Origin of the sequence: Pontibacter sp. BAB1700 (genome assembly GCF_000277005.1) — a bacterium.
Lineage (GTDB): Bacteria > Bacteroidota > Bacteroidia > Cytophagales > Hymenobacteraceae > Pontibacter > Pontibacter lucknowensis.
Genome location: NZ_AKIS01000002.1, coordinates 1 through 25,451, shown reverse-complemented (window position 1 = coordinate 25,451; position 25,451 = coordinate 1). Strand labels below are relative to the sequence as shown.

Sequence of the window (25,451 nt, the reverse complement as noted above, 5' to 3'; positions counted from 1 at the left end):
TTATGGTCAGGCAGCTGATTCTTTCCTGAACCAGTCCAGGGTATCGGCAATGGCCTTCCTCATCGGGGTTGGCTTAAAGTCAGGCAGGGTCTGCCGGAGCTTCTCATCGTTCAGCAGGATGGTGTTTTCCCACAGGTAGCCCATCTCGGCAATCTCGCGCATCATGGGCATGAACAGGCCGAGCAAACGGAACAGCCACTTGCTGTGCAGTTTGTGCTTTGGTTTGGTGCCGGCTACCTCCGCAGTCTGCGCTTGCCAGGCTTTTATGCTGGGCACCACCTCGCCCCCGAAGTTGTATACCTGGTAGGGAGTGTCTGGCTGCAGTTGGAGTAGTTTATAAAAGGCACGGGCAGCATCAGGGGTATAGACCAGTTGGTGCGGTATGTCGTTGCGGTAGAGCCAGGGCATGGCCTCCCCTTGCAAGGCTGCCCTGAAGATCGGGGCTATACCTTCGTTCATGACGTTGGGTCCCCAGAAGTCGGGCAGGCGCAGGATCAGCACGCGGCAAGTCCCTTGCTGTGCCGCCGCTCCCAGCATCTGCTCCAGTTGCACACGCAGCGCTCCTTTTCGGGTGTTTGGTTGCATCGGGGAGTTTTCCTTTATTTCAGGCTGCAGGTTGCCATAGTTGTACACATTGCCCGGAAAAAGGATCGTGGCTTTGTTAACGGCTGCAGCAGCAATGACATGCTGTGTCACACGCTCCATGTTGTCTTGCCACTTGTCATAAGGGTAGTTGATGCCATGGAAAATATGCGTGGCCTTATGGCCTAAGTCATGCAGCAGCTCTTTGTCCTGCGCATCGCCCTGCACAATGGTGAGTCCGGCCTGTGTGCCGAACAGGCGGGATGCTCTATCACGGTCCCGTACCAGGATGGTGACCTGCTCCTGCTGCGCCAGAAGCACCTGTGTAAAGGCATAGCCAATGCTGCCGGTTGCGCCAAGTACGAGAAAATTTCTGTCCAATTTGTTCATTGCGTTGGTGTTATAAGTTTTATGATGCTGCAAAGATGGGGCTTAAAACTGCTGTTGTACTTGACCGATTCTGCAAAGCGCTTGACAGAAAATGCAAACAATTCAGTGCAAATGGGGTAAAATAAAAGGGAGGGCGGGGGGACTCCTATGGTGAAGGAACTTATGTGAACATCTATCTGTTAATATATAGTTCCGCGAAAATTTAAACAAAAAATTATGATAACAGAGACTATGTCTAAAACAGTAATTACGAGTGAACATCTGGCGAAAGCTATAACTTATACCCAATACCGCGAGTTAATTGACACATTGCTCGCAGAAAATAAAACCACAGGAACAAACCACTCTGAGGCTATGGTAGAGTATACCCGCATGAACGCCCAGCGCATGCGCCGCGTCGAGAAAACCACCGTGCTCGACAACGAAATGGTGGACCTGATGCTGAGTGTGCAGAATAAAATGATATGGGTGATCCTGACGGAAGCCTGGTGTGGTGATGCAGCCCAAACAGTGCCGGCTCTGGTAAAAATAGCGGATGCCTCGCCCCTGATTGAGGTGAAACTGATGCTGCGTGACGAGCATCCGGAAGTAATGGATGCCTACCTCACCAACGGAGGGCGCTCTATACCAAAGCTGATCGTGCTTGACGCCGAAACCATGGAAGAACTAGGTACCTGGGGACCACGACCTGAACCTGCCCAGAAGCTGTTTATGGATATGAAAACCCAGGAAGTACCATACAACGAATTTGTAGAGAAGTTACATGGTTGGTATGGCAAAGACCGCAGCAAAACCTTGCTACAGGAATTCAAACAGCTGATTCCACAGTGGGGCCACTTGCAGAAAATTGAAGAACAGCCAGTGGAACGATTCTAATAGCTCGTTTCATATAAAAGCGGCGACCTTAACATAAGGTCGCCGCTTTTTTTGTGCCTGCTTTTTACAAACTTAACGGGTCTTAGCCCGCAGTATCAGATTTACCTGCCTTATCTTATCGCCCACCTCCAGTTGGTGCACCACATCCATACCTTCTACCACCTTCGCGAAAATTGTATAGCGGCCGTCCAAATGTGGAGTAGGAGAGTGCGTGATAAACCATTGGTTGCTTTCCGTGTCTTTTCCGGCGGAGGCCATGCCTACGTAACCTTCGCGGTAGTGTAATGGGGCAAACTCAGATCGGATAGAGTAGTCGGAGCTTCCCCAGCCATCGCCACGCTTGTCGCCGCCCTGCGCCACAAAGTTTGGCACCACGCGGTGGAAGTACAGCCCGTCAAAGAACTGCTTGTTTGCCAGCTCTACAAAATTGGCCACTGAGCCCGGGCATCCTCCACAAACAGCTCCAGTGAGATCACGCCTTTCTCAGTTTCAATCACCACCTGCTGGTCAGGGTGAATGGTTTGCACCAGTTGCCAGTCGATTGGGTGGGTGAAAGGATTCTGTGGAGTTTCAGACTGCTCTTTCCCGCTCAAATAATCGATGGTCTTCTGTAGCTCAATATTGGTTTCCATGTCACGGGGCAGCACGAGTTTCTGCTGCGCCTGGGTCAGGAAGGTATGGTCGCTGTAAACCTCCCGGAAGTTGAGTTTGGAGTTGCGGATCACGCCAGCCGCCAGGCCTGCCAGCGATACGTCGCCGGAGGCTATACCTTGTTTAAAGATAGCGGCAAAGTCCTGCTCCAGGGTTTTGGGGAAATCGGCCTGCTGGCGCATGGCGGTAAGTGCCTCCATGCCATAGGTGCCAATCACCGGTTGGGAAGCGGCAAAGGTTTCTTTGGCGATAAACTGGTAGTTGCCGTAGTCAGCAGAGAGTGCCTTGAGCAGATGCGCCTTGTCGTAAGGGTTCTCGGTGCGCAGGTATAGCTGCTGGTACTCCTGACTTAGTTTAGCCTTGTCGGGACTGTTGCGCAGGATCACCCAGATCAGACCTGCCCGCACACGGCCATCCTCTACCTGGCTGAGCGCCTTGCGGAGCGTACTGGTGTTCACACCGGCATGATTAGCCTGCAGAAATTCAGCCGTGGCCACTGCCGTGTTGATATTTTGATCGGTCAGGCCAGCCAGTATCGCTTCGTCTATCTCTTCAAATTCAAGTCCTGTCATGGAGCGGATCGCACTCAGGCGCACGCGGTAATCAGGGTCGCTTTGCACGATGCCGGAAAGTAGCGCTGCTTTGTCACGGGCATTTACCTTGGAGAAAGCCTGTGCCACCGTCATGCGCACATCCGCCGATTCATCTGAGGTAACCACGGTGGTCAGTTGCTGGCGGTAGGGTGTCAGGTCGAGCTTGGGGGTGCGGGCCAGCAGGTGAGCGGCAGCCAGTCGCACTTCATACGACTTGCTTTCGGCCAGCCACTGCACGGCACGTTCCACAGCTTGTGCACTGCTGATCTGCCGCAGGCCAGCCCGGTACAATCCCCATGCCTGTCCGGCCTCTGCTGTCTCGTTTGTTGCCCGATAATTTACCAGGAAGTTGAGTCCTCCGCTGTCAGCCAGTTTGCCGATTGCTTCCAAAACCTCTGCCTGCACCGCAGGGCGCTGTTCCTGTTGCAGATGCCGGATCATCGCCTGCTGGGCTTTTTTATGTCCGATCTGACCCAGTGCGTAGGCGGATGCAACACGCATCGCTGCGCTGGTGTCAGAAAGAGATGTCAAAAGTTGTGGTATGGCCAGTGTGTCCTGCACCGAAGCAAAGGCAAGCGCTGCCTCCTGACGGTACTGCAATGTCGGGTGGTTCAGGAAGTTGAGCAATTCAGCGGTTTTACGCTCGTCTTGTAAGGTATAGATCTTCCGAAGGGTAGAGTCAGCAAATTTGTTTATGCCCTGCTGTTGTGTATCGGTAGCCATGGGAGCGCTTTGCTGCGGCTGCTGTCGGCAGGCCGCAAAAAGGCCAAAGGCAAGTAAGAAGGTATAGCTTTTTTTCATCTGTTAGGCTTATGCGCTTTCAATATACTAAATGCCTTTAATATAGCCCGGTTTTAATGTTTTGGTATGAATTTCTTTGGTAACTATGTAATAATTAGTATATTGATCTCTTAAAGTTATACCTACGATGCAGCACACCGGCATTAGCGTACGTTTGTTTTCCAGACCTTATGGCGTTCGGTCGCAAATGGAGCGTCTGCTGCTTGTACTTGCCTTGCTGTCAGTAGCTTTGCATGGCTGGTTACTGTACCAGCTCATCGCTGTGCAGGACTTCCACTCAGCCATGACCTTCCTATACCTGTTCAGTCTGTTGCCCTTTGCACTTTTTATGATCTCGGTGTGGCTCGACCATAACCCGGGCTATCAGCGTCACCTTACCATATCGGCTTTGGGACTGCGGTACCGGTTTGGGTTCATGCAGCGGGAGCACGATTTTGATTGGGAGGAAGTAGAACGCATGGCACTAGACAGCCATACGCTGACATTTGAGCTGAAAAACGGAGAGCAGCATGCCATTTCCCTGGATGCAGTGAACCATGAGCAAACGCTCCAGCGCATACGTGCCGAACTGATTCGGATCGCAGCCGATAAGGAAATAACCATTGAAATGACGCAAAACTAATCCTATGTATGTAAACCTATACCCAAACAAAGAGCTTAAAAAGACAAAGCGAGTGTTGCTTTGGATAGGTATACTGATGCTCTGCGGAGGCCTCTCAGCCTTGTTCGGAGAGTTTGTTGCCCGTGAAGAGGTGCGTTGGAGCTGGGCAGGAGGCGCACTGGCTGTCAGCATTATCGGGACGCTGGGATTTGCCGTTGGTGCCAGCTACATCCGCCTGAAAGACGCTTACTTCTCCATGACCCCAGAGCGAATCGCCTATAGACTCACCCTGTACGGAGCTGAGCATACCATTTATTGGAACGCCATTGACAGTATTCAGGCATCGGAGCATGCGCTGGTATTTGATTTGAAAGACAGTGAACAACTGATCATGCGGCTAGGGCACATTCAGAGCCCCGAAATAGCCAATCATGTAAGCGTCAGCATACAATTAGCAGCCATTCAACAGCACGTGGAGGTGAACCAGGTGCCAGTAAGTGCGCAGCACGTAAGTTTATAGCATCTGTTAACCTATAGCATTTGCAACATCTCTGAGCAGACTCAACACATCTAAAATAAATCTCGAATACTTAATATAAATTGTGTTTAATTTATTTTAGTTAAAATTAAACCTGTATTTGTGTCAATCGTATTTTACTTTAATTCAATTTTAATGCCTCTTTTTGCAGCATTTCCTTGTCTGACATTTTGAGTTGGCATTGCCTTAAGTCCATCAGCCAATATCGTTTCCATGTACATCAGTCTTTATACAGCCCGACAACTGCGTAAGATCAAAGACCGGCTGCTTTGGTTAGGGCTGTTCATGGCAAGCGGAGGCGGCTCGGCGTCTCTCTACAATCTCATACTGATAGATGAAATACGCTGGTTGTGGGGTATTGCAGCCATCATTATTGTTTTGGCTGGGCTATACCTGGTGGCGCTTGGTGCTGATAAGGTGCCCTCAAAAATGCCTTTGTAGCCATATCTCCGGTTACGATCAGTTACAGACTTAATTTTTACAACAAGGAAAACAGGTTGAACTGGAACACGATAGCTGCAGTGCAATTGAGTGATCACTGTGTGCTTTTTGACCTGTATGGCGGTCAACAGAAATCACTGCTCTTGTCTGATATCGAAAGTCAAAACGTGGCCAGTCAGGTGGCTCTTAGTTTGCAGCTAGCAGCGCTGGAGCGCAATGTGGCTGTTAACGGTGTCCGGTTCAACGTCCCAAAACCGGTTGCAGATATATAAGCTCCTTATCTCTTGCTCCCCCCCCAATGCCGGCCACCTCTCTTTCGGGATGGTTCTTATTTTCAGCGTTTCCCGGTCGAATTCTTAGCACTCAAGCACTGCTTCACCACTCACATTCGTGCTCCAATTTTAGAGTGTCATGGAAAATTTAGTGGTTGTTTTGTAATATGTAAATAAAAAATATAACTGAAAGTTTTTTTAATATATATTTTTAAGTTTAATATTGCAATAGATAGTCTTCTCTCACCTATAACAACCAGCTAATGAAACTAAAATTCTATACAGCCTTAATTAGTGCCCTGATGTTTTTGTCATTCGCCAGTTTTGCTGATGCTAAAGTAAAGTCAGATAAGAGCGAGAAAACAACCAAGAGCAAAAGACAGGCAGTATCCAGCAAGAAAACAGCCGAATATTTTTCATTCAAGTCATCAGTTTATAATAAGGATGGCCTGGTAAAAAAGAAGCGTAACAGGAAGGGATGCCCTAGTTTCGACTAACCTTCAGATTGACCGCTATAAATATCATTGGAGCAGCCCGAGGGGCTGCTTATTTTTTTTGCGCATAATCTGGCTTAAACACAGGGGAATAAACTTACTAGCTGGCTAGGCAAACCACAGCATGTCATCCTGGCTATAGTTTTGGAGCGATTGTTTTCGGAACTTGCGGCTTTAATCTGACTATGGCCGAGCTGAAAACACGTGTGTATGGACTTCAATTTGGATTGCTGTGCCTGAGCTCTTTTCTTTTCTTCGCAAGCTTCAACATGATCATTCCGGAGCTGCCCAATTATATTACACAACTGGGCGGTGCTGAGTATAAGGGCTTATCATTTCTCTCTTTACCCTGACGGCTGGCTTGTCCAGGCCATTCAGCGGACAGTTGGCCGACAAGATGGGGCGTATACCTGTCATGCTGATCGGGGGCACTGTCTGTATATTGTGTGGCTTCCTGTACCCGATCACCGGCACGGTAGCGGCGTTCCTGCTGCTGCGCCTTGTGCACGGCTTTTCAACAGGTTTTACACCTACTGGCACTGCCGCCTACGTGGCCGACATCATCCCAATGGAGCGAAGGGGAGAGGCAACGGGGCTATTGGGGCTAGCGGGCAGTCTGGGCATGGCTGCAGGACCTGCCATGGGAGCCTCAATCGCCAATAGCTTTTCGCTTGACGCCATGTTCTACTCTTCTTCAGCGGCTGCCTTCCTGTCCGTGGCCGTCGTAGCCCGCATGCACGAAACGCTGGACAACCCAAACCGCTTCCGGATGGGACTGCTCAAAATTTCCCGCAAAGAGATATTTGAACCCCGTGTTCTGCATCCTTCCATTTTGATGATGCTCACGGTGGTTTCGTTCGGTATCATCCTGACGATCATTCCTGACTTCAGTGAGCATCTCGGTATTCAGAACAAAGGGCTCTTCTTTACCAGCTTTACACTCTCATCGTTAGCTATCCGTTTCCTGGCTGGCAGGGCCTCTGACAAGTATGGGCGTATCCGGGTACTGAAAATCAGCTCCGCCTTACTGGTGGTGGCCATGGGGCTGATCGGTTGGGCCAGCACGGCTACAGAGCTTCTGCTCGCTGCGGCTGTGTTTGGTGTAGCCGTAGGCATGAACTCCCCGACAGTCTTTGCCTGGACCATTGATCTGAGCCACCCGGAGCACCGGGGACGGGCAATGGCCACCATGTACATCGCCCTCGAGGCAGGTATAGGGTTTGGCGCGCTGGCTTCCGGTTGGATCTATGCCAACAACGCTTCCAGGTTCAGCATGGTGTTCTGGACAGGAGGGGCCTTTGCTCTGCTAGGGTTTTTGTACCTCAACTTTGTGGTGAAGGACCGAAAGTAAATAATCACAGGTATAGCCCTTGTCCTTTTAGCATTTGCAGAGAGGTCTCCTCAGGTAGGGGCCTCTATTTTTGAGCGAAGTGCTACACTACTCCAGCCGGTATTTCACGTTAATCATAGACACAGGCCACAGCTGCCCGTATAGCTATTTACTGTATATACTTCAGTTAAACTTTAATCAGGCTACTTAGTTTCTTCTGCATTATGACAGCAATCAGCCAGGCTTTTATTGAACACTTGACAGCTGTGCACAAGCAGTCCCGCCACGTAGTGCCACACTCGATGAGCTGCGCCTTTCTGGATGGCCTGCTGCAACTGCTCTTTCCATCCCTTTCGGAGCGCTCCTTTAGTTCCCGGTCTGAAGTTGAAGCCTACGCCATGCTGCTGCGTGCTGATTTGGAGAAGATTCTGTACAGAATAGAAGAACGCCTGCCCGGCAAACCTTATGAAATAGCAGATGCTTATTTTGAGGCGCTGCCGGACCTACAGCGCCAGCTCAATGACGATGCCGCTGCCATAGAGGCAGGTGACCCGGCCGCAGTGAACGTAGACGAGGTGATCCGCACTTACCCAGGCTTTTTTGCTGTGGCCGTATACAGGCTGGCCCATCAGTTTTGCCGTATGGAGGTGCCATTGCTGCCACGCGTGCTCGCCACCTACGCACATACCAAGACAGGTATAGACATCCATCCCAAAGCTAGCATAGGAGCCCGCTTCTGCATAGACCATGGCACCGGCGTTGTGATCGGAGAGACAGCCGACATTGGCAACAATGTGAAAGTATACCAGGGTGTAACGCTGGGAGCACTAAGTGTAGAAAAATCAATGGCGAACCTCAAACGCCATCCTACCATAGAAGATAATGTGATCATCTATGCCGGAGCGACCATACTGGGTGGGAATACAGTGGTGGGCCACAGCAGCATCATAGGGGGAAATGTGTGGCTGACCGAAAGTGTGCCTCCTTTTGCAAGAGTGTACCACCGCCCACAAATAAAAGTGAGTTACTACGAAGACAGAGCCGATGTTCTGAATTTTTCAATTTAAAAAAAGATACAAATATGAAAGCGCATAGCATACTTGAAACCATAGGCAAAACGCCCCATGTGAAGATCAACCGCATGTTTAAAGACAAAGCGGAAGTATGGATGAAGTTGGAACGTGCTAATCCGGGCGGCAGCATCAAAGATCGCATCGCTTTGGCTATGATAGAGGATGCCGAAACAAGAGGTGTCCTGAAAAAGGATAGCGTGATCATTGAGCCCACTTCGGGTAATACCGGAGTCGGACTGGCCATGGTCGCTGCTGTGAAAGGGTATCACCTGATCCTGGTGATGCCGGAGTCCATGTCCATTGAGCGACGCAGGCTGATGGCGGCTTATGGGGCCAAGCTGGAGCTGACACCCCGTGAAAAAGGTATGAAGGGAGCGATAGACCGGGCACGTGAAATGCTCGAAGAACACGATAACTCCTGGATGCCCATGCAGTTTGACAACGAAGCCAACACACAGGTTCACATCGAAACCACAGCACAGGAGATTATGGCTGATTTTCCGGAAGGCTTTGATTACCTGATCACCGGGGTGGGCACAGGTGGCACATAACTGGTGTGGCCAGGGTGCTGAAGCGGCACTTCCCCAATCTGAAGGTATACGCTGTAGAGCCTGCCGCCTCGCCGGTGCTGAGCGGTGGCCAGCCGGGCCCGCACCCGATACAAGGTGTAGGAGCCGGATTTGTGCCCAGTATAATGGATACCAGTCTGCTGGATGGTGTGATAACGGTGGCAGCTGACGATGCATACGATTATGCCAGGAGAGTAGCTATGGAAGAAGGAATATTTGTGGGAGTGTCTTCAGGGGCCTCTTTAGCAGCGGTGCAGCAGAAACTGGACGAAGAAATTCCGGATGGTGCCAGGGTGCTGACCTTTTGCTACGACACAGGCGAGCGCTACCTGTCAGTAGAGGGATTGTTTGTATAACGCAAAAGCATATCTAAAAAAGCTGCGCCGCCTGTTGCTCTAAGCAGCAGGCGGCGCAGCTTTTTTATCAGGCAGCCAGCAGTTCCTGGATGTCCTCGTTTAGCGACTGCTTCACTTTCTCCAGCTGTCCGTCGGTCATGGTGCGCTGCAGAGCCCGGAAGACAGCCCGGAAGGCCGCTGTGATTTCTTCATCCTGCTGAAAGTCGTTATTAGCCGCAAAAGCATTCTTGTTGCGGATGTAATTGATCCAATCGTTCGCATCCCGTATCCTGACTGGCACCTTGGATGTGTCATACTGGTCGAAGTAGATGCCCTTCCAGAAAATAGGCAGCTGTGCGGCAAATTGTACGGCATCATTTACAGGTAATCTGTCCCGTATAGATTGCAGCACGGCTCTGAAAATGCGGCCGGCTTTGTTGAGGTCATCTGTTTGCAGCTCTGCAGCTACGTCCTGCAGCATTACTGTCGCGTTCTTGATGTTATCTTCAAAATTAAATGGCATTGACATAGATCCTCCCTTCTTTAAGCATTGCGTCCTATATGGTACGGGCAGTATGGGGGCATGTTCCGGAATATTTAACCCCTCAGGTATAACCAGTCTAGGCGTATTGGTATAAAATGGAGTTGCGTTTGCGCCATAGCTTATAAATGTGCTGTATGATTGGAATTAAGGGATGTCGGATAATACACACCTTCTGATTACGACTGATTTTGAGGAGTAAATCTGGCCCTCTCATGGAAGTAGCGGCAGGTATAAGTATAGTGGTTATAAACATTTTACACAGATAAAAGAATGCAGGAAGGCCAAAATACCCAATTAGGGGCACTCTAACCAGTCAAAATTGTAGAGCTGGTAGAATGAAAATAATTTCCGTGGTTTTAGTATAAAATTATCTATATATTGTACCGGTATTGAAGCAATGTGAATTATGAATGCCCAAGTCTCCTCGGTAGCTCATTCGATATATAATAACAAAGGTGCATTTGCGCTCTTATTAGGCTCTGGTGTTTCCAGCGGTGCAGGCATACCTACGGGTAGTGACATAGCCCTGGACCTGATCAGGCAGATAGCTGTGCTGGAGAATGCGAATTGTGAGCCGGAACCAGAGGAATGGTTTTTTAAGCGGTTTGGAGAAAGGCCGGGCTATGCAAGCCTGCTGGAGCCGCTTACGAACACTGAGACGGAGCGGCAAAATCTCTTGCGAAGATATTTTGAGCCTAACGAAACCGAACTTGAGGAGGGGCTGAAGAAGCCAACACTTGCACATCAAACAATTGCCCGGTTAGTCAGCAAAGGCTATGTGCGGGTAATCATCACAACTACCCTCGACAGGCTGGTAGAAAATGCATTGAGATGCATCGGTATAGAGCCTGTTGTGATAAGCTGCCCCGGCCATATCGTAAACTCCCTGCCTATTGTTCACTCCAGGGTCACCGTCATTAAAGTCAACGGAGATTACATGGACTCCAGCTTCCTGAATGTAAAGAGTGAAGCAGACAAGTACGAGGAAAGACTGTCGGAGCTGTTGCGCTATGTGTCAGATAATTTTGGGCTGATCACCTGCGGATGGACGGCCACTAGTGATCGTGTGCTCAAGGAGGCTTTGGAAACTTCAAACAAGTTCAGGTTCTCTAACTACTTCACGTATTCAGACGAGGTTGGTAATGAACTGGAAGAACTAGCCTACATCAGAAGAGGGAAGGCTGTGAGCATCACCAATGCTGACTTGTTCTTCAAAGAACTGCATGAAAAGATAGAGGTGCTTGAAACCACTAAATCTGCACATCTTTCAACATCGCAGATTGCACTGACCAAGTTGAAGAAGTTTATCGTGCATGATGAGCAGATCATATCACTTCATGATTTTATAAGAAGTGAAGTTGATCGGATAAACTTTAATTTCAATGCTTTGCCGGTCGCTGGCACCCCAGCCAAAGAAGAGATCAAGACACGGGTAAATTATTATTTCAAGCAATGCAGTTCTCTGAGCAGCTTATTTGTAAATGGGGTTTACTGGGGTAAAGAACAACACCATTCAATCTGGCTTAACAGCCTAGCCTGTTTCACGTCTGCAAAAGAGAGAGAAGAGGAAGGAGGCGTATGGCTGGATCTCGAAACGCTACCAGGGCTTATCTTCCTTTACAGCATCGGGCTTGCCAGCATCATGAAGAAGGACTACAAGTTGTTGTCTAAGATGTTCTCCATGACATCCCACCTAAGGTATGGGGAAGCCTCTATCCTTGATCATGTCAATGCGGCTAAAGTATTGGACTATGACACGCTGCGGGAAGCCCTTGGCAACAGGCAGCTTGTGCCCATGTCTGAATTGTTGTTCTCAGAACTGAAACCACTTTTCAATTCTTTCCTGCCGCACAGTAAGGACTATGAAAACATATTCGATATGTTTGAGTACCTGCTAGCTTTGGCTCATACCAAGAAAATGGGTAAAGGGCGGGTTCCTGTTGGCAGGTTTGGGTATAGAGTAAAGCAGAGTGGCGTCAAACATCCGTTTGAACAAATCGCTAATGAACTAGGTACTCACAAAGAGGCTGAAAACCTGTTTTCTTCTTCTCTCTTTGTTGATATAGCAGACCTGAAGCACACAGAGAAGAAATTCAAAGAATATTTTGACAAGCTATCGGGATATTATTTCTAAAATACCAGATTAATAGTAGTGATTTAAAAGTAACTCGATGAACTTTGTTACCATAGATTTTGAGACAGCTACTTCAGAAAGAAACAGCCCCTGTGAAATCGGTTTGACTTTCGTGGAAGACAACAAAATTACTGAAACTAAGTCTTGGTTGATAAAGCCTATCGGTAATGAGTTTGATGCATTCAATATTTCCATTCATGGTATAACTCCAAAGATGGTTGCTAAAGCACCAGAGTTTGACGCCCTTTGGAATGACATACACCCGCTCCTGGAGAACCAATTTTTGATAGCACATAATGCAAGCTTTGATTTCAGTGTGCTTAGGAGAACTCTCGACCTCTACAACCTCCCATTACCTAATTTAGATTATGCTTGTAGCTACATATTCTCAAAACATGTATGGGAAGGTTTGCCATCATACGGGCTTGCGGCCCTTTGTAAGGCAAATAACATTCCGTTGGACCACCATAGAGCAGCGGCCGACAGCTTAGCGACAGCCCATTTATCCCTTAGGACATTTGGTCTGAAAGGGGTGAAGTCGCTTGAGTGTTTTCCTGAAAAGCTAAAGACTGTCATTGGGAAAATTCACAGTGATGGCTACAGGCCATGTGAAACAAAGTATATCCGCACAAGAACTGATTTTAAAACCATAGTTAGTGATCCTGATAAGCATGATCCGTCTAATTTCTTTTATGGAAAAAGGGTAGTGTTTACAGGTACTTTAACATCCATGCAGAGAAAAGACGCCATTCAGTTAGTTGCTGATATCGGGGGGATACCAGATGCAGGAGTTACTAAGAAAACAAACGTGCTTGTGGTAGGGCAGCAGGATTATAGAGTTGTAGGGGATGACGGAATGAGTAGCAAGCAGGAAAAAGCGGTAATGCTACTGAAGCAAGGATCAGATATTGAAATAATTTCTGAACAGGAATTCCTGCAGCATATTTAGCCTCGCAGTAAAAGTACCAACATCGTAACAAATATTCTTCTCTAAATTAAGGGTGTTTTACTTCTTAGCTCAAACCAAGAAGAAAGATGTAATATAGAACCTTAGAGTAGTGTGCAATTTGTATAGACCCTAAATAAAAAACCCTTACGTTTTTGACGTAAGGGTTTGATTATTAGTGTGGAGAATATCGGAGTCGAACCGATGACCTCTTGCATGCCATGCAAGCGCTCTAGCCAGCTGAGCTAATCCCCCGTTTGAGTGTCACAAAATTAGGACAAATTTTGAATATGCAAAAACTGGAGCGCTATATTTTGAAAATAAAAAAGGCGGGACATTGGTCCCGCCTTTTTGCTGTATAAGCTTTTCTGCTTAGTTGAAGATGTAGCGCAGACCAAGCTGCATGCTCCATGTACTAGATAAGCTGAAGTTCTCACGGAATGGAGAGTCTGGCAGGAATGTGTTGCCATCATTGTCACGTACCGTGATCATGTTGTAAGTAGGAACGCCGTCAGCTGAAACTGCAGCAACTCTCAACAGCTGGTAGTGGAAGTTAGAACCACCGTTCAGTTGGTCTCTTACACCCCATGCAGAGTTCAGCATGTTACCGATGTTGTTCACGTCAACGCTCACCTGAAGTGTGTTGCGCTTGCCACCGATGTTACCGAAAACGTCCTGCAGCAATCTGAAGTCAAACTGGTTGAACCATGGCATCAAACCATTGTTACGCTCAGCATAAGCACCTCTTTCCAGACCTTGGTTAGCTACGAATGTATCAAAAGCCTGACGCTGCTGCTCAGCAGTGAACTGTACCTGACCATTGCTCATGATAGGAGCGAAGTTCATTTCAGCAGAGCTGGTTGGGATCCAAAGCAGGTCGTTGCTGATACCGTCTCTGTTTACGTCACCGTTGTAGATGTAAGAGAAGCGGCCCTGAGAAGAACCCTGGTAGAACAAGGATACTGTAGTAGCAAGACGGTTAGCATACTCCAGGCGGTAAGAAGCGTTAGCTACTACACGGTGAGGAGTCGCGAACTGAGAAATACCCATCAACAGTTCGTTTGGATCGTTGATAGAGTAGTTGTTAGACCAGGCAGAACCAGCATTAGAACCTGGGTTGCCAGTGATGTCTTTCGCCTGCGTGTAAGTATAGAAAGCAGAACCGAAGAAGCCTGTTCTAGAGTTAAGTGACAGACCAGCAGTTGCTGACAGCGAGTGGCCTTTGTCTGTGTTTGACAGAACGATAGCCTCACGAGTGGCAGTAGTGTACTGGGCGTTAGAAGAACCATTCCAGAAGTCACGGTTGTCACCGTTGTTGTTCAGCTGCTGTGTAGCTGGCTTTCTGTTAGCGTTGAACTGGTAAACACCTACCAGGTCTTTTGTGTAAAGGATGTCAGCAGTAGCTACCAATGGAGTACCAGGGATTGTGTAGTCAGCACCTAAGCTGCTTCTCCATACCTGTGGCATTTTGAAGTTACGGTCAACAAGGGCAAAGCTGCCAGGAGCACCAGCGTTTGGCTGACGGATGAACACGTTAGACGGGCCATTCTCTAACCAGTACAGACGCTCAGGCTGGAAACGAATCACGTCAAGTGCGCTTGAAGGAACACCTTCCAATACGTTCTGGATTACACCAGCGTTAGTTGGCATGTTTGTCAACCATACAAAAGGAATACGGCCAGAGAAGATACCTGTACCACCACGAAGTGACAGTGAACGGTCTTCCAGCAGATCAAGGTTGAAACCGATACGTGGCGACAGCAGAACTCTTGACTTAGGCCACTCACCGCTAGAGTAAGTTGTAGGGTTTCCGTCAGTGTCGAGCAGTGTCAGGTTGTCGATTGATGAGTTTGGAGTCAGGTCGTTCATGTAAACTGGCAGCTCAGCACGCACACCCATAGTCAGGTTCAGGCGGTCAGTTGCAGCGAATTTATCCTGTACGTACAGACCAGCCATACCGAAGTTGATGCGTGAATATGGATCCTGACCTTCATAAGGGTAAGTCAGACCAAACTGAAGTGGACGGGCATCATTGATGAAATCATCCACAGAAGCATAACGGTAGTAAGAAGTACCGTAACGCTGGTAGCTGTTACCGAAGTTCTGTACCTCAAAGCTGGCACCACCTGTCAGGTTGTGCTTGCCCAGCATGTAAGAAAGGTTGTTGATGAACGAGTAGTTGTTGTTGATTACGTCGTTGTTGTAAGTGAACAGTTCGTAACCGAAGTTCATGTACTGGTCGCCGTCTTTCCAGATGTCAACAAATGGGAAGATGCTGCTTGGAGAAGTACGCGTGTCCTGAATACGGCTGTAAGTAGCCAGGAACTGGTTAGAAAGTACAGAAGAGAATGTGCTATTCAATTCAGCTGTTACGGAACGTACAGAGTTTTCGAAACCGTAGTTAGAACCAGCGAAAGAAAGCGCGTTCTGGCCGATACGGGCAGAGCTGGCACGTGGGTTAGGAGCAGAGCTGGCGTTTACTGTCTGGTCGCTTGTACCTACTACCTGGTTGTAACGAAGTGTGAACTTGTGCATGTCGCTGATGTTCCAGTCGATACGCGTCAAGAACTTCGTGTTTTTGTTGTTAAACTCGTTTGCGTAGTTCTCATAAGCACCTGGGTCATAACCATACTTGGTGATCAGGTGCTGACGAACGCGCTCCAGGTCTTCTGCAGTAGTTCTGGAAACGTTTGGACCACTAAGGCCTGGACGGGAAGCTACCCAGTTTACACCAGGGTAAGTTTCGTTCTCGTGCTCGAAGTTAGCGAAGAAGAACAATTTGTTTTTGATGATCGGACCACCAAGACGGGCACCGAAGATCTGGTTCTTTCTTTCAGTCTGCTCTGGCAGTTCGTTGTCACCAACTTTTCTACCGTTGAAATCCTGGTTTCTGTAGAAGGTATAAGCAGAACCAGAGAATTGGTTTGTACCGCTACGTGTTACAGCGTTGATGCCAGCACCAGTAAAGCCTGACTGACGTACGTCGTAAGGAGCGATGTTTACCTGAACCTCTTCGATCGCGTCAAGAGAGATCGGCTGAGAGTTGCCACCAGGAAGTGGATTAGAGCTAAGACCGAAGCCGTTGTTGAAGTTAGCACCGTCTACCTGAAGGTTGTTGAAACGACCGTCACGGCCAGCAAAACCGTTACCGTTTGCCTGTGGAGTCAGACGTGTGAAGTCTGTTACACTTCTGTTGATAGTAGGAAGTTTCTCCAGCTGCTGTATGCCTACGTTAGTAGCGGCACCTGTTTTGTTAGCGTTGAACACAGAAGAGCGGTCAGTGCTAACAATTACTTCCTGAAGCTGCTGACCACCGTCAGCCATTGTTGCATCAAGCTGGTAAGGAACACCCAAGCTCAATGAAATGTTGCTGTAAACTTTTGGCTCGTAGCCAATGTAGCTTACTTCGATGGTGTAAGGACCACCAACGCGAACGTTAGGAACGTTAAAACGACCCTCAACATTCGTTACACCACCGTACGTGGTGCCTGAAGGACCGTGTGTTGCTCTTACGGTTGCACCGATCAAAGCTTCACCTTTTGAATCCTTAACGGATCCGGTAATACTACTTGTTGTTACCTGGGCGTGCATAGTAACCACGCACAGCAACATAAGCAGTGTTGATAGTAATAACTTTTTCATAAAAGATTGATTGATTTTTGCCCGCAAAATTAGAGGGTATAATTCGAAATGCAACTACTTAATGATTAAATTATTATTAATAATCTGTCTTATGTTATTTGCTTTTTAGCAACAAAAAATTATTGTAAATTGCGAACATACTACTTGTCTAAACACTGAGTGCCAAAAAGAAAGGCGGAGCCATACAGCTCCGCCTTTCTTTTTGGCACTCAGTTAATTTTTGGACAGAGTTTACTTTTAATTGAAAATGTAGCGAATACCGAACTGGGCTCTCCATCGTGACGAAAAGTCATTCACAAAATAGGGATTTCCGTCGGTCAGACCGCGACCGGTGTAGTTGAAGCGGGGTGTTGTGGTACCGGGCTCGTAGCCTACAAAATCAATGGCCTGAAAAGCATTGAAAGTGGCAGTGTACTGTCGCCCCCAGTCTTTGTTGAGCAGGTTCGTAAAATTAAAGATGTCAAAGGTCAGTTGCAGCCGATGGGCGTTATCATTTTGCCCTACCCTGAATTCCTGCATAATGCGCAGGTCAATCTGGTTAGTCCAGGGGAGTCTGTCTCCGTTTCGCTCGGCATACTGGCCTCGTCTATCGCTTAGATAGTCATTGCCGCTGATAAAGGCATCCAGCGCCTGCCACTGCTGCTCAGGTGATACGACCGTTCCATCCCGATCGGTAAAAGGGACCAGGTTTATCTCTGAGGCGCTGCCTGGCACATAGATCAGGTCATTGGTTCTGCCGGCATCATTGTTCACGTCTCCATTGTAGATGTAGGAAAGCGGTACCCCTGTCTGCCCATTGTAAAAGGCGGAGATGGTCGTACCTGCGAAGCCCAGGTAATTGAAGTTATACGTCAGGCCAGCCACTACCCTGGAGCGCACATCATTGTCAGCAAAGGCTTCCCTTACATTATTGAGACCTTCCACCTGGTTTACGTTTATCCAGTTAGAGCGGGCCTGGCTGGAGTTGCCGGGGTTCACATCCTTAGCTCTGGAATAGGTATAGGCCAATGAACCTGAGATGCCGTTTTCCATGAAGGTCTTTTGTAACTGACCTGTCAGACTGTAGCCAAAACCACGGCTGGTATTGGTCAGGTAGATGATGTCCTGAAAATTATTGCCCTGTATACGGCCAAACACAGGCCGATTGTCTGCTCCTGTCAAAGTGCCGGTTTGCTCTAGGTTCAGGTTCTGGTAATAGATGTTGTTCAGGTTCTTGGAGTATATACCTTCCAGCGTTGCGATCAGATCAAAGGGGAGGCGATGGTCAACGGCCGCGTTTACCCTGAACAACTGCGGAAACTTAAAGTCAGGATCTGTGATATTGATCTCAGCCGTTCTGTCTGACAGGCCAACCGTGGTAGCTGTTGGCTGGGTGTTCGGGTTTGGGTTGAAGCGAATCTGCTCCAGCAGCGGACCTGAAGTGAGTGCCAGACTACCCAGCATTTGCCCTGTATTGGTATATTGATTTGCTATCCACACGAAGGGAGCTCTACCGGTGAAGACCCCGGCTCCGCCACGTACCTGCGTATTGCCATCATCAAACACATCCCAATTGACACCAACACGGGGGGAGAGCATAAGCTGAGCGCCAGGGGTCTTGTCAGTGGCCAGGCCCCTGCTGGCAAACGCCTCATTAAACTCTGCATTGGCAGCCGGATCATCATTAAACGTCGGGATGTCGAGGCGTATACCTGCTGTTACCTTCAGGTTATTGCGTACGGCGTACTCGTCCTGTGCATAAAATCCGAGCTGAAAAGCAGAGAACTCTGCGCCCTGCTGGCGATTGTCGGTGCGGGAGTAGTTGCGGAAGAAAGCCCCTGGCGCAGCTTCGTTTGGTGTGCCAATCGCTTCGAAAGCTTCGAGGGAGTTGTATTCGTAGGCTCCAAACTCCTGCCGGATGAATAGGTTGTAAGTTTTGTAAAACTCATTGTGCGTACCCAGCGTGATCGTGTGCTTGCCCAGAAATGCGTTGAAGTTATTCGTAATAGTGAGTACATCCTGGTCAAGCTGGTTTTGCACCGAAAACGGCTCACTACCCAGCGAAATAGTTCGGCCACCAGACAAACGGATCAGTACGTTCGGGAAAGGGTCACCGATGATATCACGGTCGTCACGCACTGCCGTGAAGCCGATCAGAGCCTCGTTGGCAAACTGCCCCCCAAACTGACTGCGCAGCTGCATAACGGTCGAGTTAGTGGTACTCGGGAAAAATTCAGCGTTATTGGCAAAGCGGAGGGCATTCGGAGTGCGGGAGTTGTCACGGTTTTCACCATATACGTAGCTGTGCCGGAGGGTAAGTTGGTGGTTGTCGGTGATGTTCCAGTCGAGCCGGGCAAAGATCTTGTCACTCAGCGTTTCGTCATCTATCCCCCTAAAGCTGCCCGGATCGTAACCAAGGCGATTGGCAACGCTCAGCACTCTGTTTGCTTCGTCCACTGTAATATTTGAACCGGGGCTTCCGGGTTCGAACAGCAGCGGAGCGACTCTTTTGGTCTTCTCGCCATTCACAAAGAAGAACAGTTTGTCCCGGATGATCGGGCCGCCAAGTCGCAGGCCCATTTGGTAGTCTGTGAAGTCCGGCAGCCTGGTTCTGGCGTCATCAGGCTTTTGCCCACTAATGCTTCATTGTTGCCAAAATAGTAGGCAGACCCCGTAAATCGGTTGGACCCGCTGCGTGTAATCGCATTGATACCACCGCCTGTAAAGCCGCTTTGTCTCACATCAAAAGGAGCAATTACAACCTGTATCGCCTCAATGGCATCCAGCGAGATCGGCTGCACGCCGGTCTGTCCGCCGTTAGTACCACTGGCCGATAGACCAAATACGTCATTGTTTACGGTGCCATCTATCGAGAAATTGTTGAAGCGGTTGTTTTGGCCGGCAAACGATATACCTGACCCGGAGGTGGAGGCCTGTGGCGTGATACGGGTGAAGTCATTCAAGCTTCGGGAGATCGTGGGAAGTGACTCAAGCTGCTCTGTAGACACGTTGGTGGAGGCGCCTGTCCTGTCGGAGTTGATCACTTTGTCCTGCGTTGCGGTGATCTGCACTTCACCTAGGGTGGTTGTGCTTTCGGAAATGGTGAGGTCCAGTCTGAAGTTCTGGCCGAGCGCCAGGTTGATGTTTTCGAATCGCTGCTCCTGGTAACCCACATAGGAGGTTCTTACCGTGTAGGGGCCGCCTACACGCATGTTCTGGATATTGTAGCGACCTTCTGCATTCGTGGCGGCTACGTACTGCGTGTTGGTAGGTGTGTGTACCGCAATAACTGTTGCGCCTGGTAGAGGGGAGCCGCTTTGGTCCTGTACCACACCGTTCATAGCCGCCGTTGTCGTACCCTGTGCCCAGGCTAGGTGGCCACTCATTAGCAGCAATATGGTCACAAGCAGCTTTGTGTAAATAGTCCTCATAATACTTATAAGCTAAATTGAAAAAATATAACTTCTTATAAGTACGTATGTATGAGTATTTTATCTCTTTTTTGTCTTGAAATTTTGTGGCCTTACAGGCTAGGATGAAGGCCCCCTATAATGTATTCGGCTATAGGAATTGATTACGCCTAACCACCTATGGATTCCGGCTGTATCGGCAAAGCTTAGAATTACACCAGTAACCAATCAGTTACTATGCAGGACTTGCAATAAAATTTTGAAGAAATACAGGACGCAGCTTATTCTTCAAAAGGCCGCACCGCTTTGATAAAGATTTTTTGCCAGTAGTCAGAGTTGAGATTGTTTTCAATCACACCAAGACTGGTGGAGGCATGTATGAATTTAACTTCGCTGTCGTTTACAATTTCAGTCACCATGCCCACATGCGTGATCTCACGACTGTTTTTGTTAGCCCCAAAAAATACGAGGTCCCCTTCTTTGAGCTCCCTCACTTTTACTGTTTTACCGAAGCGGCTCTGCTCCTCCGATGTGCGCGGCAGGTTCACATTAATGCTTTGGAAAGAAGTACAGAGCAAGCCGGAGCAGTCCATACCTACGCGTGTCGTGCCACCCCACTTATAAGGAGTGCCCGTGTAGGAGCGGGCTGTATGGATGACAGTGGCCACATGCTCGTCGAGGCGGCGCGGGTTGGGTACATTGGTGCGACTGGTACGGTCTTTCGACGCTACAGTGCCTTTCCCACCGCTTCGGGCGGCCATTCTGGCTCTTTTGCGCTCCTGTCGCTTTTCCTCAGCTATCTCCCTGGCCGACTTATAAGTGTCGCCACGCTTGCTGAAGGTAGGCTTTGCTGACTGACAGGACGCCATCAATCCAATAAAAAAGATAAATAAAAGGTAACTGGTAATTGATGTTCTCAAAGCGTAACTTGGTAAATTGTGGCTAAAAAGATATTAGGCTTGCTAAATTAAGCATAAGCTATTTAATATAAAATGAATTTTAATAAGATAACCCCGGATCTGGTTGAAGCTTTCACCGCCATTGTCGGGCAGGAGCACCTTGTGCTGCCTGCTGATCAGGAGGGATTCGTACGCTATACCCACGACGAAACAGAGGATTTACGCTACCTGCCTGAAGTGGTGCTCAAACCAAAGAACGCAGAAGAAATCAGTCATATTATGCGGTTGTGCTACGACAACAGCATACCAGTGACACCCCGTGGGGCAGGTACCGGGCTAAGCGGAGGGGCGCTGGCCGTACATGGGGGCATAGTGCTGTCGATGGAGCGGCTCAATGCCATTATCCAGATAGACGAGCGCAACTTACAGGCCACGGTGGAGCCTGGCGTGATCACGCAGGTGTTTCAGGAGGCTGTGATCGCCCGCGGCTTTTCTACCCGCCTGACCCGTCGAGCCGGGGCAGTAGCCAGCTGGGCGGTAACCTGAGCGAGTCTTCCGGTGGGCCCAGGGCAGTGAAGTATGGCGTTACCAAAGACTATGTGCTGAATGTGGAAGTTGTGTTGCCATGCGGGGAAATCACCTGGACGGGGGCCAATGTGCTCAAAAACGCCACGGGGTATAATCTGACGCAGTTGATGGTCGGGAGCGAAGGCACCCTGGCATCATCACCAAAATTGTCTTTAAGCTTATACCTTACCCCACTCAGAACCTGGTGCTGCTGGTGCCTTTCCGGAAAGAAGAAGAGGCGGCAGCAGCTGTATCCAGCATATTTACCGCAGGTATAGTGCCCTCTGCCCTCGAATTCATGGAGCGTGAAGCCATTGAGTGGACTTGCCGTTACATGAACCTGGAAGTGCCTATGGCAGCTGATGAGCGGGCACACCTGCTCATAGAGCTCGATGGTAACGACATGGACCTGCTTTACAAGGATGCGGAGCGGGTTTATGAAGTGCTGGAAACATTTGATGTAGGGGACATACTCGTGGCCGATACTGAAAAACAGAAAGAAGACCTCTGGCGTTTACGTCGTAATGTAGGCCATGCTGTGAAGAGCAACTCCATTTACAAAGAAGAAGACACGGTGGTGCCCCGTGCCGAACTGCCCACTCTATTACGTGGTGTAAAGGAGATTGGGGCAAGGTATCACTTCAAGTCTGTGTGCTACGGCCATGCCGGTGATGGCAACCTGCATATCAATATCGTGAAGGCTGACATGTCAGACGATGATTGGAACAACAAGCTTCCCGAAGGTATAAAGGAGATTTTCAGGCTTTGTGTGTCACTGGGTGGTACCATATCTGGTGAGCATGGTATCGGTCTGGTGCAGCGTCCTTACATAGGTATAGCACTTAGTGAGGTCCAACTCCGGCTTATGCAAGGTATAAAGCAGCTCTTTGATCCGAAGGGCATCCTGAATCCCGGGAAAATATTCTGAAAAAGAAAGCGGCAGTCATAAAATGGCTGCCGCTTTTTATTGATAGAGAACCGGTATAAGTTCTGATTCTCGGTATATATCAGGATTTACGTTCATGGTTTGGCTTTTTGTCTTCCAGGGCCTCATCCAACTGTCGCAGGGTGTCCCATGATTGTAGCAGGTTGCGAGGTGATTCGTGCAGTTCAGGTATAGAGTTGCCTTGCGTCTCTCCCGCCTGCTGACCTGTACTCATGTTATACAGCTTGTTCTGGGCTTGGTTAGCCTTTTCTGTCGCCTGGTGACTGCGAAACAAGGCCTCTTTTAAGGTTTTATCGGGTTCCGTCATAATCGCTCGTTTTATGTTTATGAATTGTGTAATGTCTTTTCTTTCTTTTTGTCTTCCTCTTTTATAAAGTTGCTCACGTACCGGGAAACCTCATCGGCGTGCTCTTCCATCAGAAAGTGGCCGCTATCCTCAAAGTGCAGTACATAGCACTCATGGAAGAATTTTTTCCAGCGCTGTAATGCCTCAATTTTAACAAGTTTGTCACGCTCTCCCCATAAGATGAGGGTCGGAGTATCCTGAATCTTTTTGCGCTCTTTCCAAAGTTCATCATACCACTTGCTTACACCTACCAGCTCCCGGGCGCAGGCCAGTGAGCTTACGGTGTCGTCAGGGTCGCCAAGTGCGCGGGTATACTGCTCTTTAAGCTTTTCTGGCATCTTGCTCTCCTGCCCAAACAGTTCGTGCACCAGTTGGTCTGTGGTGAGGTTGAGTTTGGAATGCAAAAACTTGCCTAGCGGGCCTACCAGGTACTTACTGGCCTTTGAAAACACCTGATGATTGGACAGGGACCAGGTCCAGGTATTGAGCATAACAATATTCTGCACCTTTTCTGGATGTTTGATCGCATAGGCCAGCCCAATCGGTGCGCCAAAGTCATGTACCAGCAAGGTGATATTGTCAAGTCCCAGGTGCGCCATTAACTGCTCAAAGTTAGCGGCATGTGCCCTGGGCTTATAACTCCAGTCCTTAGGTTTGTCGGACAAGCCAAAGCCGATCAGGTCCAGAGCCACACAGCGGTATTTTTTGCTCAGGATCTTGATCAGGTTGCGGTAGGCAAAAGACCACGAGGGCGTACCATGGATCATAACGATCGGGTGGCCCTGCCCTTCATCGATATAATGCATCTTGCCCGCTTCTAATTCCAGAAATTTGGATTTAAAGGGGTATTCTTTGGTGTCCAGCCAGTCTGGTTTCATAGGTGACTCAGGGTGTGTTCTACCCTTATCTATACTTGAGACAGGAACTCAGGTTGTTGAGAAAAGTAAAAATATATCAGTTGCATCAATTTAGTGGGAGTACGGCGTTACTGGCAGATAATACTGACGTATATGAATGTATCCTAGCAACACAGGCTGTCGGATAGGAAAGAAGTAGTATTGATTTATTTTAATTTTTGAGGATATACCGTAACACTTTTGTCCTGAACAAAGTAAGACAAGTCGCCGGTTCACGGTATTTTGAAGGAAAGGCTCTGCCAGGTGATCAGATTGCCCGGTATTCCTGCGGCCAACATTAGTAGCCAAATTCAACTCCTTCTTAAAAAATGTTTAATTTTGACTTTTTAACTGTGTGGGTTTCATGGGGAACATCCCTGTGCAACTGTTTACATTTTATCAGGAGACAGGTGCTGGCTGCATAAGTTGATGCTTTCGCTCGCAAAATAAACTGCTCTGTTTAGTGAGTGGTTTATGAGAATTGGCAGCAATGGGATGCGGATAAGCTCGTTTAGATTGCATATTGATTTTTTAAAAACTTTAAGTTTGTACTTCATTAATAATATTTACCTATGAGAATAGCTGTAGTTGGCACGGGCTATGTTGGCCTGGTGACGGGCACCTGCTTTGCCGAGGTGGGCATCGACGTGACCTGCATCGACATCGACTCCAAGAAGATAGACAACCTCAAGCAGGGCATCCTGCCCATCTACGAGCCGGGCCTCGAGGAGATGGTGACGCGCAACGCCCAGAAGGAGCGCCTCTCCTTCTCCACCAGCCTTGCCGAGAGCGTGCAGGGCTGCCAGGTGGCCTTCATCGCCGTGGGCACGCCGCCGGGCGAGGACGGCTCGCCGACCTGAAGTACGTGCTGGCCGTGGCCCGCGAGATCGGCCGCTCGATGACCGACTACCTGGTGGTGGTGACCAAGAGCACGGTGCCGGTGGGCACGGCGGCCAAGGTGCGCCAGGCCATCGCAGAGGAGCTTGAGGCGCGCGGCGCCGACATCGCCTTCGACGTGGCCTCCAACCCCGAGTTCCTGAAGGAGGGGGCCGCCATCGACGACTTCCTCAAGCCGGACCGCATCGTGGTGGGCGTGGACTCCGACAGGGCCGAGCAGGTGATGGCCAAGCTCTACAAGCCGTTTTTGATGAACGGCCACCCCTTGATCTTCATGGACATCCCCTCGGCGGAGATGACCAAGTACGCGGCCAACGCCATGCTGGCGACAAAGATCTCGTTCATGAACGACATCGCCAACCTGTGCGAGATCATGGGCGCCGACGTGAACATGGTGCGCCGCGGCATCGGAAGCGACGCCCGCATCGGCAACAAGTTCATCTACCCGGGCATCGGCTACGGGGGATCGTGCTTCCCCAAGGACGTGAAGGCCCTGATCAAGACGGCCTCCGAGAACGGCTACTCCATGGAGGTATTGAAGTCGGTGGAGACGGTCAACGAGCGTCAGAAGTCGGTGCTCTTCAACAAGGTGGACAACTACTTCTCAGGCGACCTGACGGGCAAGACCTTCGCCGTGTGGGGCCTCTCCTTCAAGCCCAAGACCGACGACATGCGCGAGGCGCCCTCGCTGGTCATCAT

General features: G+C 49.2%; 21 protein-coding genes, 1 tRNA gene and 3 pseudogenes. 14 read left to right on the top strand and 11 right to left on the bottom strand.

The window, feature by feature from the left end; genetic code table 11:
• Window positions 1-6: 6 nt before the first annotated feature.
• Entirely contained in the window at window positions 7-972 is a 966-nt protein-coding gene (locus O71_RS00320; protein WP_007652065.1) for an NAD-dependent epimerase/dehydratase family protein, read from the bottom strand.
• A 231-nt stretch (window positions 973-1,203) separates the two neighbouring features.
• On the opposite strand from O71_RS00320, the gene O71_RS00315 reads away from it, so the two are divergent.
• Entirely contained in the window at window positions 1,204-1,848 is a 645-nt protein-coding gene (locus O71_RS00315; protein WP_007652064.1) for a thioredoxin family protein, read from the top strand.
• A 72-nt stretch (window positions 1,849-1,920) separates the two neighbouring features.
• Here O71_RS00315 and O71_RS24510 read toward each other — a convergent pair whose 3' ends face one another.
• Window positions 1,921-2,283 carry a peptidylprolyl isomerase gene (locus O71_RS24510; RefSeq protein WP_202800188.1) on the bottom strand — a complete coding sequence of 121 codons (363 nt, stop codon included), beginning with the start codon at window positions 2,281-2,283 and terminating at the stop codon, window positions 1,921-1,923.
• Window positions 2,268-3,893, bottom strand: coding sequence for a HEAT repeat domain-containing protein (locus O71_RS24505; protein WP_202800187.1), 1,626 nt, complete (start codon window positions 3,891-3,893; stop codon window positions 2,268-2,270). The genes O71_RS24510 and O71_RS24505 overlap by 16 nt, the downstream gene beginning before the upstream one ends.
• Before the next feature lie 127 nt (window positions 3,894-4,020).
• Between O71_RS24505 and O71_RS00305 the strand changes: the two genes are divergently transcribed.
• The 8 genes and pseudogenes from O71_RS00305 (at window position 4,021) to cysK (ending at window position 9,567) form a co-directional block, all read left to right on the top strand.
• On the top strand, window positions 4,021-4,515 hold the full coding sequence (locus tag O71_RS00305; RefSeq protein WP_007652063.1) for a hypothetical protein: 495 nt from the start codon (window positions 4,021-4,023) through the stop codon (window positions 4,513-4,515).
• A 4-nt stretch (window positions 4,516-4,519) separates the two neighbouring features.
• Complete coding sequence (locus O71_RS00300; protein ID WP_007652061.1) at window positions 4,520-5,014, top strand: hypothetical protein; 495 nt, start codon at window positions 4,520-4,522, stop codon at window positions 5,012-5,014.
• A 231-nt stretch (window positions 5,015-5,245) separates the two neighbouring features.
• Window positions 5,246-5,473, top strand: a complete 228-nt coding sequence (locus tag O71_RS00295; protein WP_007652059.1) for a hypothetical protein — start codon at window positions 5,246-5,248, stop codon at window positions 5,471-5,473.
• Between the two features lie 56 nt (window positions 5,474-5,529).
• Entirely contained in the window at window positions 5,530-5,745 is a 216-nt protein-coding gene (locus tag O71_RS00290; RefSeq protein WP_007652057.1) for a hypothetical protein, read from the top strand.
• 679 nt (window positions 5,746-6,424) lie between these two features.
• Window positions 6,425-6,592 carry a hypothetical protein gene (locus O71_RS26925; RefSeq protein ID WP_369750835.1) on the top strand — a complete coding sequence of 56 codons (168 nt, stop codon included), beginning with the start codon at window positions 6,425-6,427 and terminating at the stop codon, window positions 6,590-6,592.
• An 8-nt stretch (window positions 6,593-6,600) separates the two neighbouring features.
• Window positions 6,601-7,590, top strand: a complete 990-nt coding sequence (locus O71_RS00280) for an MFS transporter (RefSeq protein WP_369750834.1) — start codon at window positions 6,601-6,603, stop codon at window positions 7,588-7,590.
• Between the two features lie 203 nt (window positions 7,591-7,793).
• Entirely contained in the window at window positions 7,794-8,636 is an 843-nt protein-coding gene (locus tag O71_RS00275) for a serine O-acetyltransferase (RefSeq protein ID WP_007652047.1), read from the top strand.
• A gap of 14 nt (window positions 8,637-8,650) precedes the next feature.
• Window positions 8,651-9,567, top strand: a pseudogene (gene cysK, locus O71_RS00270) (cysteine synthase A).
• A 67-nt stretch (window positions 9,568-9,634) separates the two neighbouring features.
• Here the strand turns inward: cysK and O71_RS00265 are convergent.
• A complete protein-coding gene (locus O71_RS00265) occupies window positions 9,635-10,075 on the bottom strand; it encodes a DUF2267 domain-containing protein (RefSeq protein ID WP_230392341.1) in 441 nt (146 codons plus the stop codon).
• 421 nt (window positions 10,076-10,496) lie between these two features.
• Between O71_RS00265 and O71_RS00260 the strand changes: the two genes are divergently transcribed.
• Both O71_RS00260 and O71_RS00255 read left to right on the top strand, forming a co-directional pair.
• Window positions 10,497-12,224 (top strand): hypothetical protein, encoded by a 1,728-nt coding sequence (locus O71_RS00260; protein WP_007652042.1) that lies wholly within the window; start codon window positions 10,497-10,499, stop codon window positions 12,222-12,224.
• Between the two features lie 37 nt (window positions 12,225-12,261).
• Window positions 12,262-13,173, top strand: a complete 912-nt coding sequence (locus O71_RS00255; protein ID WP_007652041.1) for an exonuclease domain-containing protein — start codon at window positions 12,262-12,264, stop codon at window positions 13,171-13,173.
• Window positions 13,174-13,351: 178 nt separating this feature from the next.
• Here the strand turns inward: O71_RS00255 and O71_RS00250 are convergent.
• The 5 genes from O71_RS00250 to O71_RS00235 all read right to left on the bottom strand — a co-directional run bounded on the left by O71_RS00250 (window position 13,352) and on the right by O71_RS00235 (window position 21,121).
• Window positions 13,352-13,425, bottom strand: a tRNA-Ala gene (locus O71_RS00250).
• Between the two features lie 117 nt (window positions 13,426-13,542).
• Window positions 13,543-16,761: a TonB-dependent receptor domain-containing protein gene (locus O71_RS00245; protein ID WP_369750837.1), complete on the bottom strand. Its 3,219-nt coding sequence runs from the start codon at window positions 16,759-16,761 to the stop codon at window positions 13,543-13,545.
• 288 nt (window positions 16,762-17,049) lie between these two features.
• On the bottom strand, window positions 17,050-19,371 hold the full coding sequence (locus tag O71_RS00240; RefSeq protein WP_051017651.1) for a hypothetical protein: 2,322 nt from the start codon (window positions 19,369-19,371) through the stop codon (window positions 17,050-17,052).
• Window positions 19,317-20,195 (bottom strand): carboxypeptidase-like regulatory domain-containing protein, encoded by an 879-nt coding sequence (locus tag O71_RS22940; RefSeq protein ID WP_192811613.1) that lies wholly within the window; start codon window positions 20,193-20,195, stop codon window positions 19,317-19,319. The genes O71_RS00240 and O71_RS22940 overlap by 55 nt, the downstream gene beginning before the upstream one ends.
• Before the next feature lie 287 nt (window positions 20,196-20,482).
• On the bottom strand, window positions 20,483-21,121 hold the full coding sequence (locus O71_RS00235) for a C40 family peptidase (protein ID WP_234986406.1): 639 nt from the start codon (window positions 21,119-21,121) through the stop codon (window positions 20,483-20,485).
• Window positions 21,122-21,193: 72 nt separating this feature from the next.
• Between O71_RS00235 and O71_RS26920 the strand changes: the two are divergent.
• Together O71_RS26920 and O71_RS24870 are read left to right on the top strand one after the other, a co-directional pair.
• A pseudogene (locus O71_RS26920) lies at window positions 21,194-21,945 on the top strand (FAD-binding oxidoreductase).
• Window positions 21,873-22,595 carry an FAD-binding oxidoreductase gene (locus tag O71_RS24870; protein ID WP_237717636.1) on the top strand — a complete coding sequence of 241 codons (723 nt, stop codon included), beginning with the start codon at window positions 21,873-21,875 and terminating at the stop codon, window positions 22,593-22,595. The pseudogene O71_RS26920 and the gene O71_RS24870 overlap by 73 nt, the downstream one beginning before the upstream one ends.
• A gap of 79 nt (window positions 22,596-22,674) precedes the next feature.
• Here the strand turns inward: O71_RS24870 and O71_RS00225 are convergent, their stop codons facing one another.
• Together O71_RS00225 and O71_RS00220 are read right to left on the bottom strand one after the other, a co-directional pair.
• Entirely contained in the window at window positions 22,675-22,920 is a 246-nt protein-coding gene (locus tag O71_RS00225; protein WP_007652037.1) for a hypothetical protein, read from the bottom strand.
• A gap of 17 nt (window positions 22,921-22,937) precedes the next feature.
• Window positions 22,938-23,837, bottom strand: coding sequence for an alpha/beta fold hydrolase (locus O71_RS00220; RefSeq protein WP_007652036.1), 900 nt, complete (start codon window positions 23,835-23,837; stop codon window positions 22,938-22,940).
• Window positions 23,838-24,427: 590 nt separating this feature from the next.
• Here O71_RS00220 and O71_RS00215 point away from each other — a divergent pair.
• A pseudogene (locus tag O71_RS00215) lies at window positions 24,428-25,451 on the top strand (UDP-glucose/GDP-mannose dehydrogenase family protein); the annotation flags it as partial.

What these genes read in the sequence shown, in the direction of transcription:
- O71_RS00275 (WP_007652047.1), top strand. Translation starts at nt 7,794, where the DNA reads ATGACAGCAATCAGCCAGGCTTTTATTGAACACTTGACAGCTGTGCAC.
- O71_RS00240 (WP_051017651.1), bottom strand. Translation starts at nt 19,371, where the DNA reads ATGGGCCTGCGACTTGGCGGCCCGATCATCCGGGACAAACTGTTCTTC.
- O71_RS24505 (WP_202800187.1), bottom strand. Translation starts at nt 3,893, where the DNA reads ATGAAAAAAAGCTATACCTTCTTACTTGCCTTTGGCCTTTTTGCGGCC.
- O71_RS00315 (WP_007652064.1), top strand. Translation starts at nt 1,204, where the DNA reads ATGTCTAAAACAGTAATTACGAGTGAACATCTGGCGAAAGCTATAACT.
- O71_RS00320 (WP_007652065.1), bottom strand. Translation starts at nt 972, where the DNA reads ATGAACAAATTGGACAGAAATTTTCTCGTACTTGGCGCAACCGGCAGC.
- O71_RS26925 (WP_369750835.1), top strand. Translation starts at nt 6,425, where the DNA reads ATGGCCGAGCTGAAAACACGTGTGTATGGACTTCAATTTGGATTGCTG.
- O71_RS00225 (WP_007652037.1), bottom strand. Translation starts at nt 22,920, where the DNA reads ATGACGGAACCCGATAAAACCTTAAAAGAGGCCTTGTTTCGCAGTCAC.
- O71_RS00295 (WP_007652059.1), top strand. Translation starts at nt 5,246, where the DNA reads ATGTACATCAGTCTTTATACAGCCCGACAACTGCGTAAGATCAAAGAC.
- O71_RS00255 (WP_007652041.1), top strand. Translation starts at nt 12,262, where the DNA reads ATGAACTTTGTTACCATAGATTTTGAGACAGCTACTTCAGAAAGAAAC.
- O71_RS00220 (WP_007652036.1), bottom strand. Translation starts at nt 23,837, where the DNA reads ATGAAACCAGACTGGCTGGACACCAAAGAATACCCCTTTAAATCCAAA.
- O71_RS00265 (WP_230392341.1), bottom strand. Translation starts at nt 10,075, where the DNA reads ATGTCAATGCCATTTAATTTTGAAGATAACATCAAGAACGCGACAGTA.
- O71_RS00245 (WP_369750837.1), bottom strand. Translation starts at nt 16,761, where the DNA reads ATGCACGCCCAGGTAACAACAAGTAGTATTACCGGATCCGTTAAGGAT.
- O71_RS00305 (WP_007652063.1), top strand. Translation starts at nt 4,021, where the DNA reads ATGCAGCACACCGGCATTAGCGTACGTTTGTTTTCCAGACCTTATGGC.
- O71_RS00300 (WP_007652061.1), top strand. Translation starts at nt 4,520, where the DNA reads ATGTATGTAAACCTATACCCAAACAAAGAGCTTAAAAAGACAAAGCGA.
- O71_RS00260 (WP_007652042.1), top strand. Translation starts at nt 10,497, where the DNA reads ATGAATGCCCAAGTCTCCTCGGTAGCTCATTCGATATATAATAACAAA.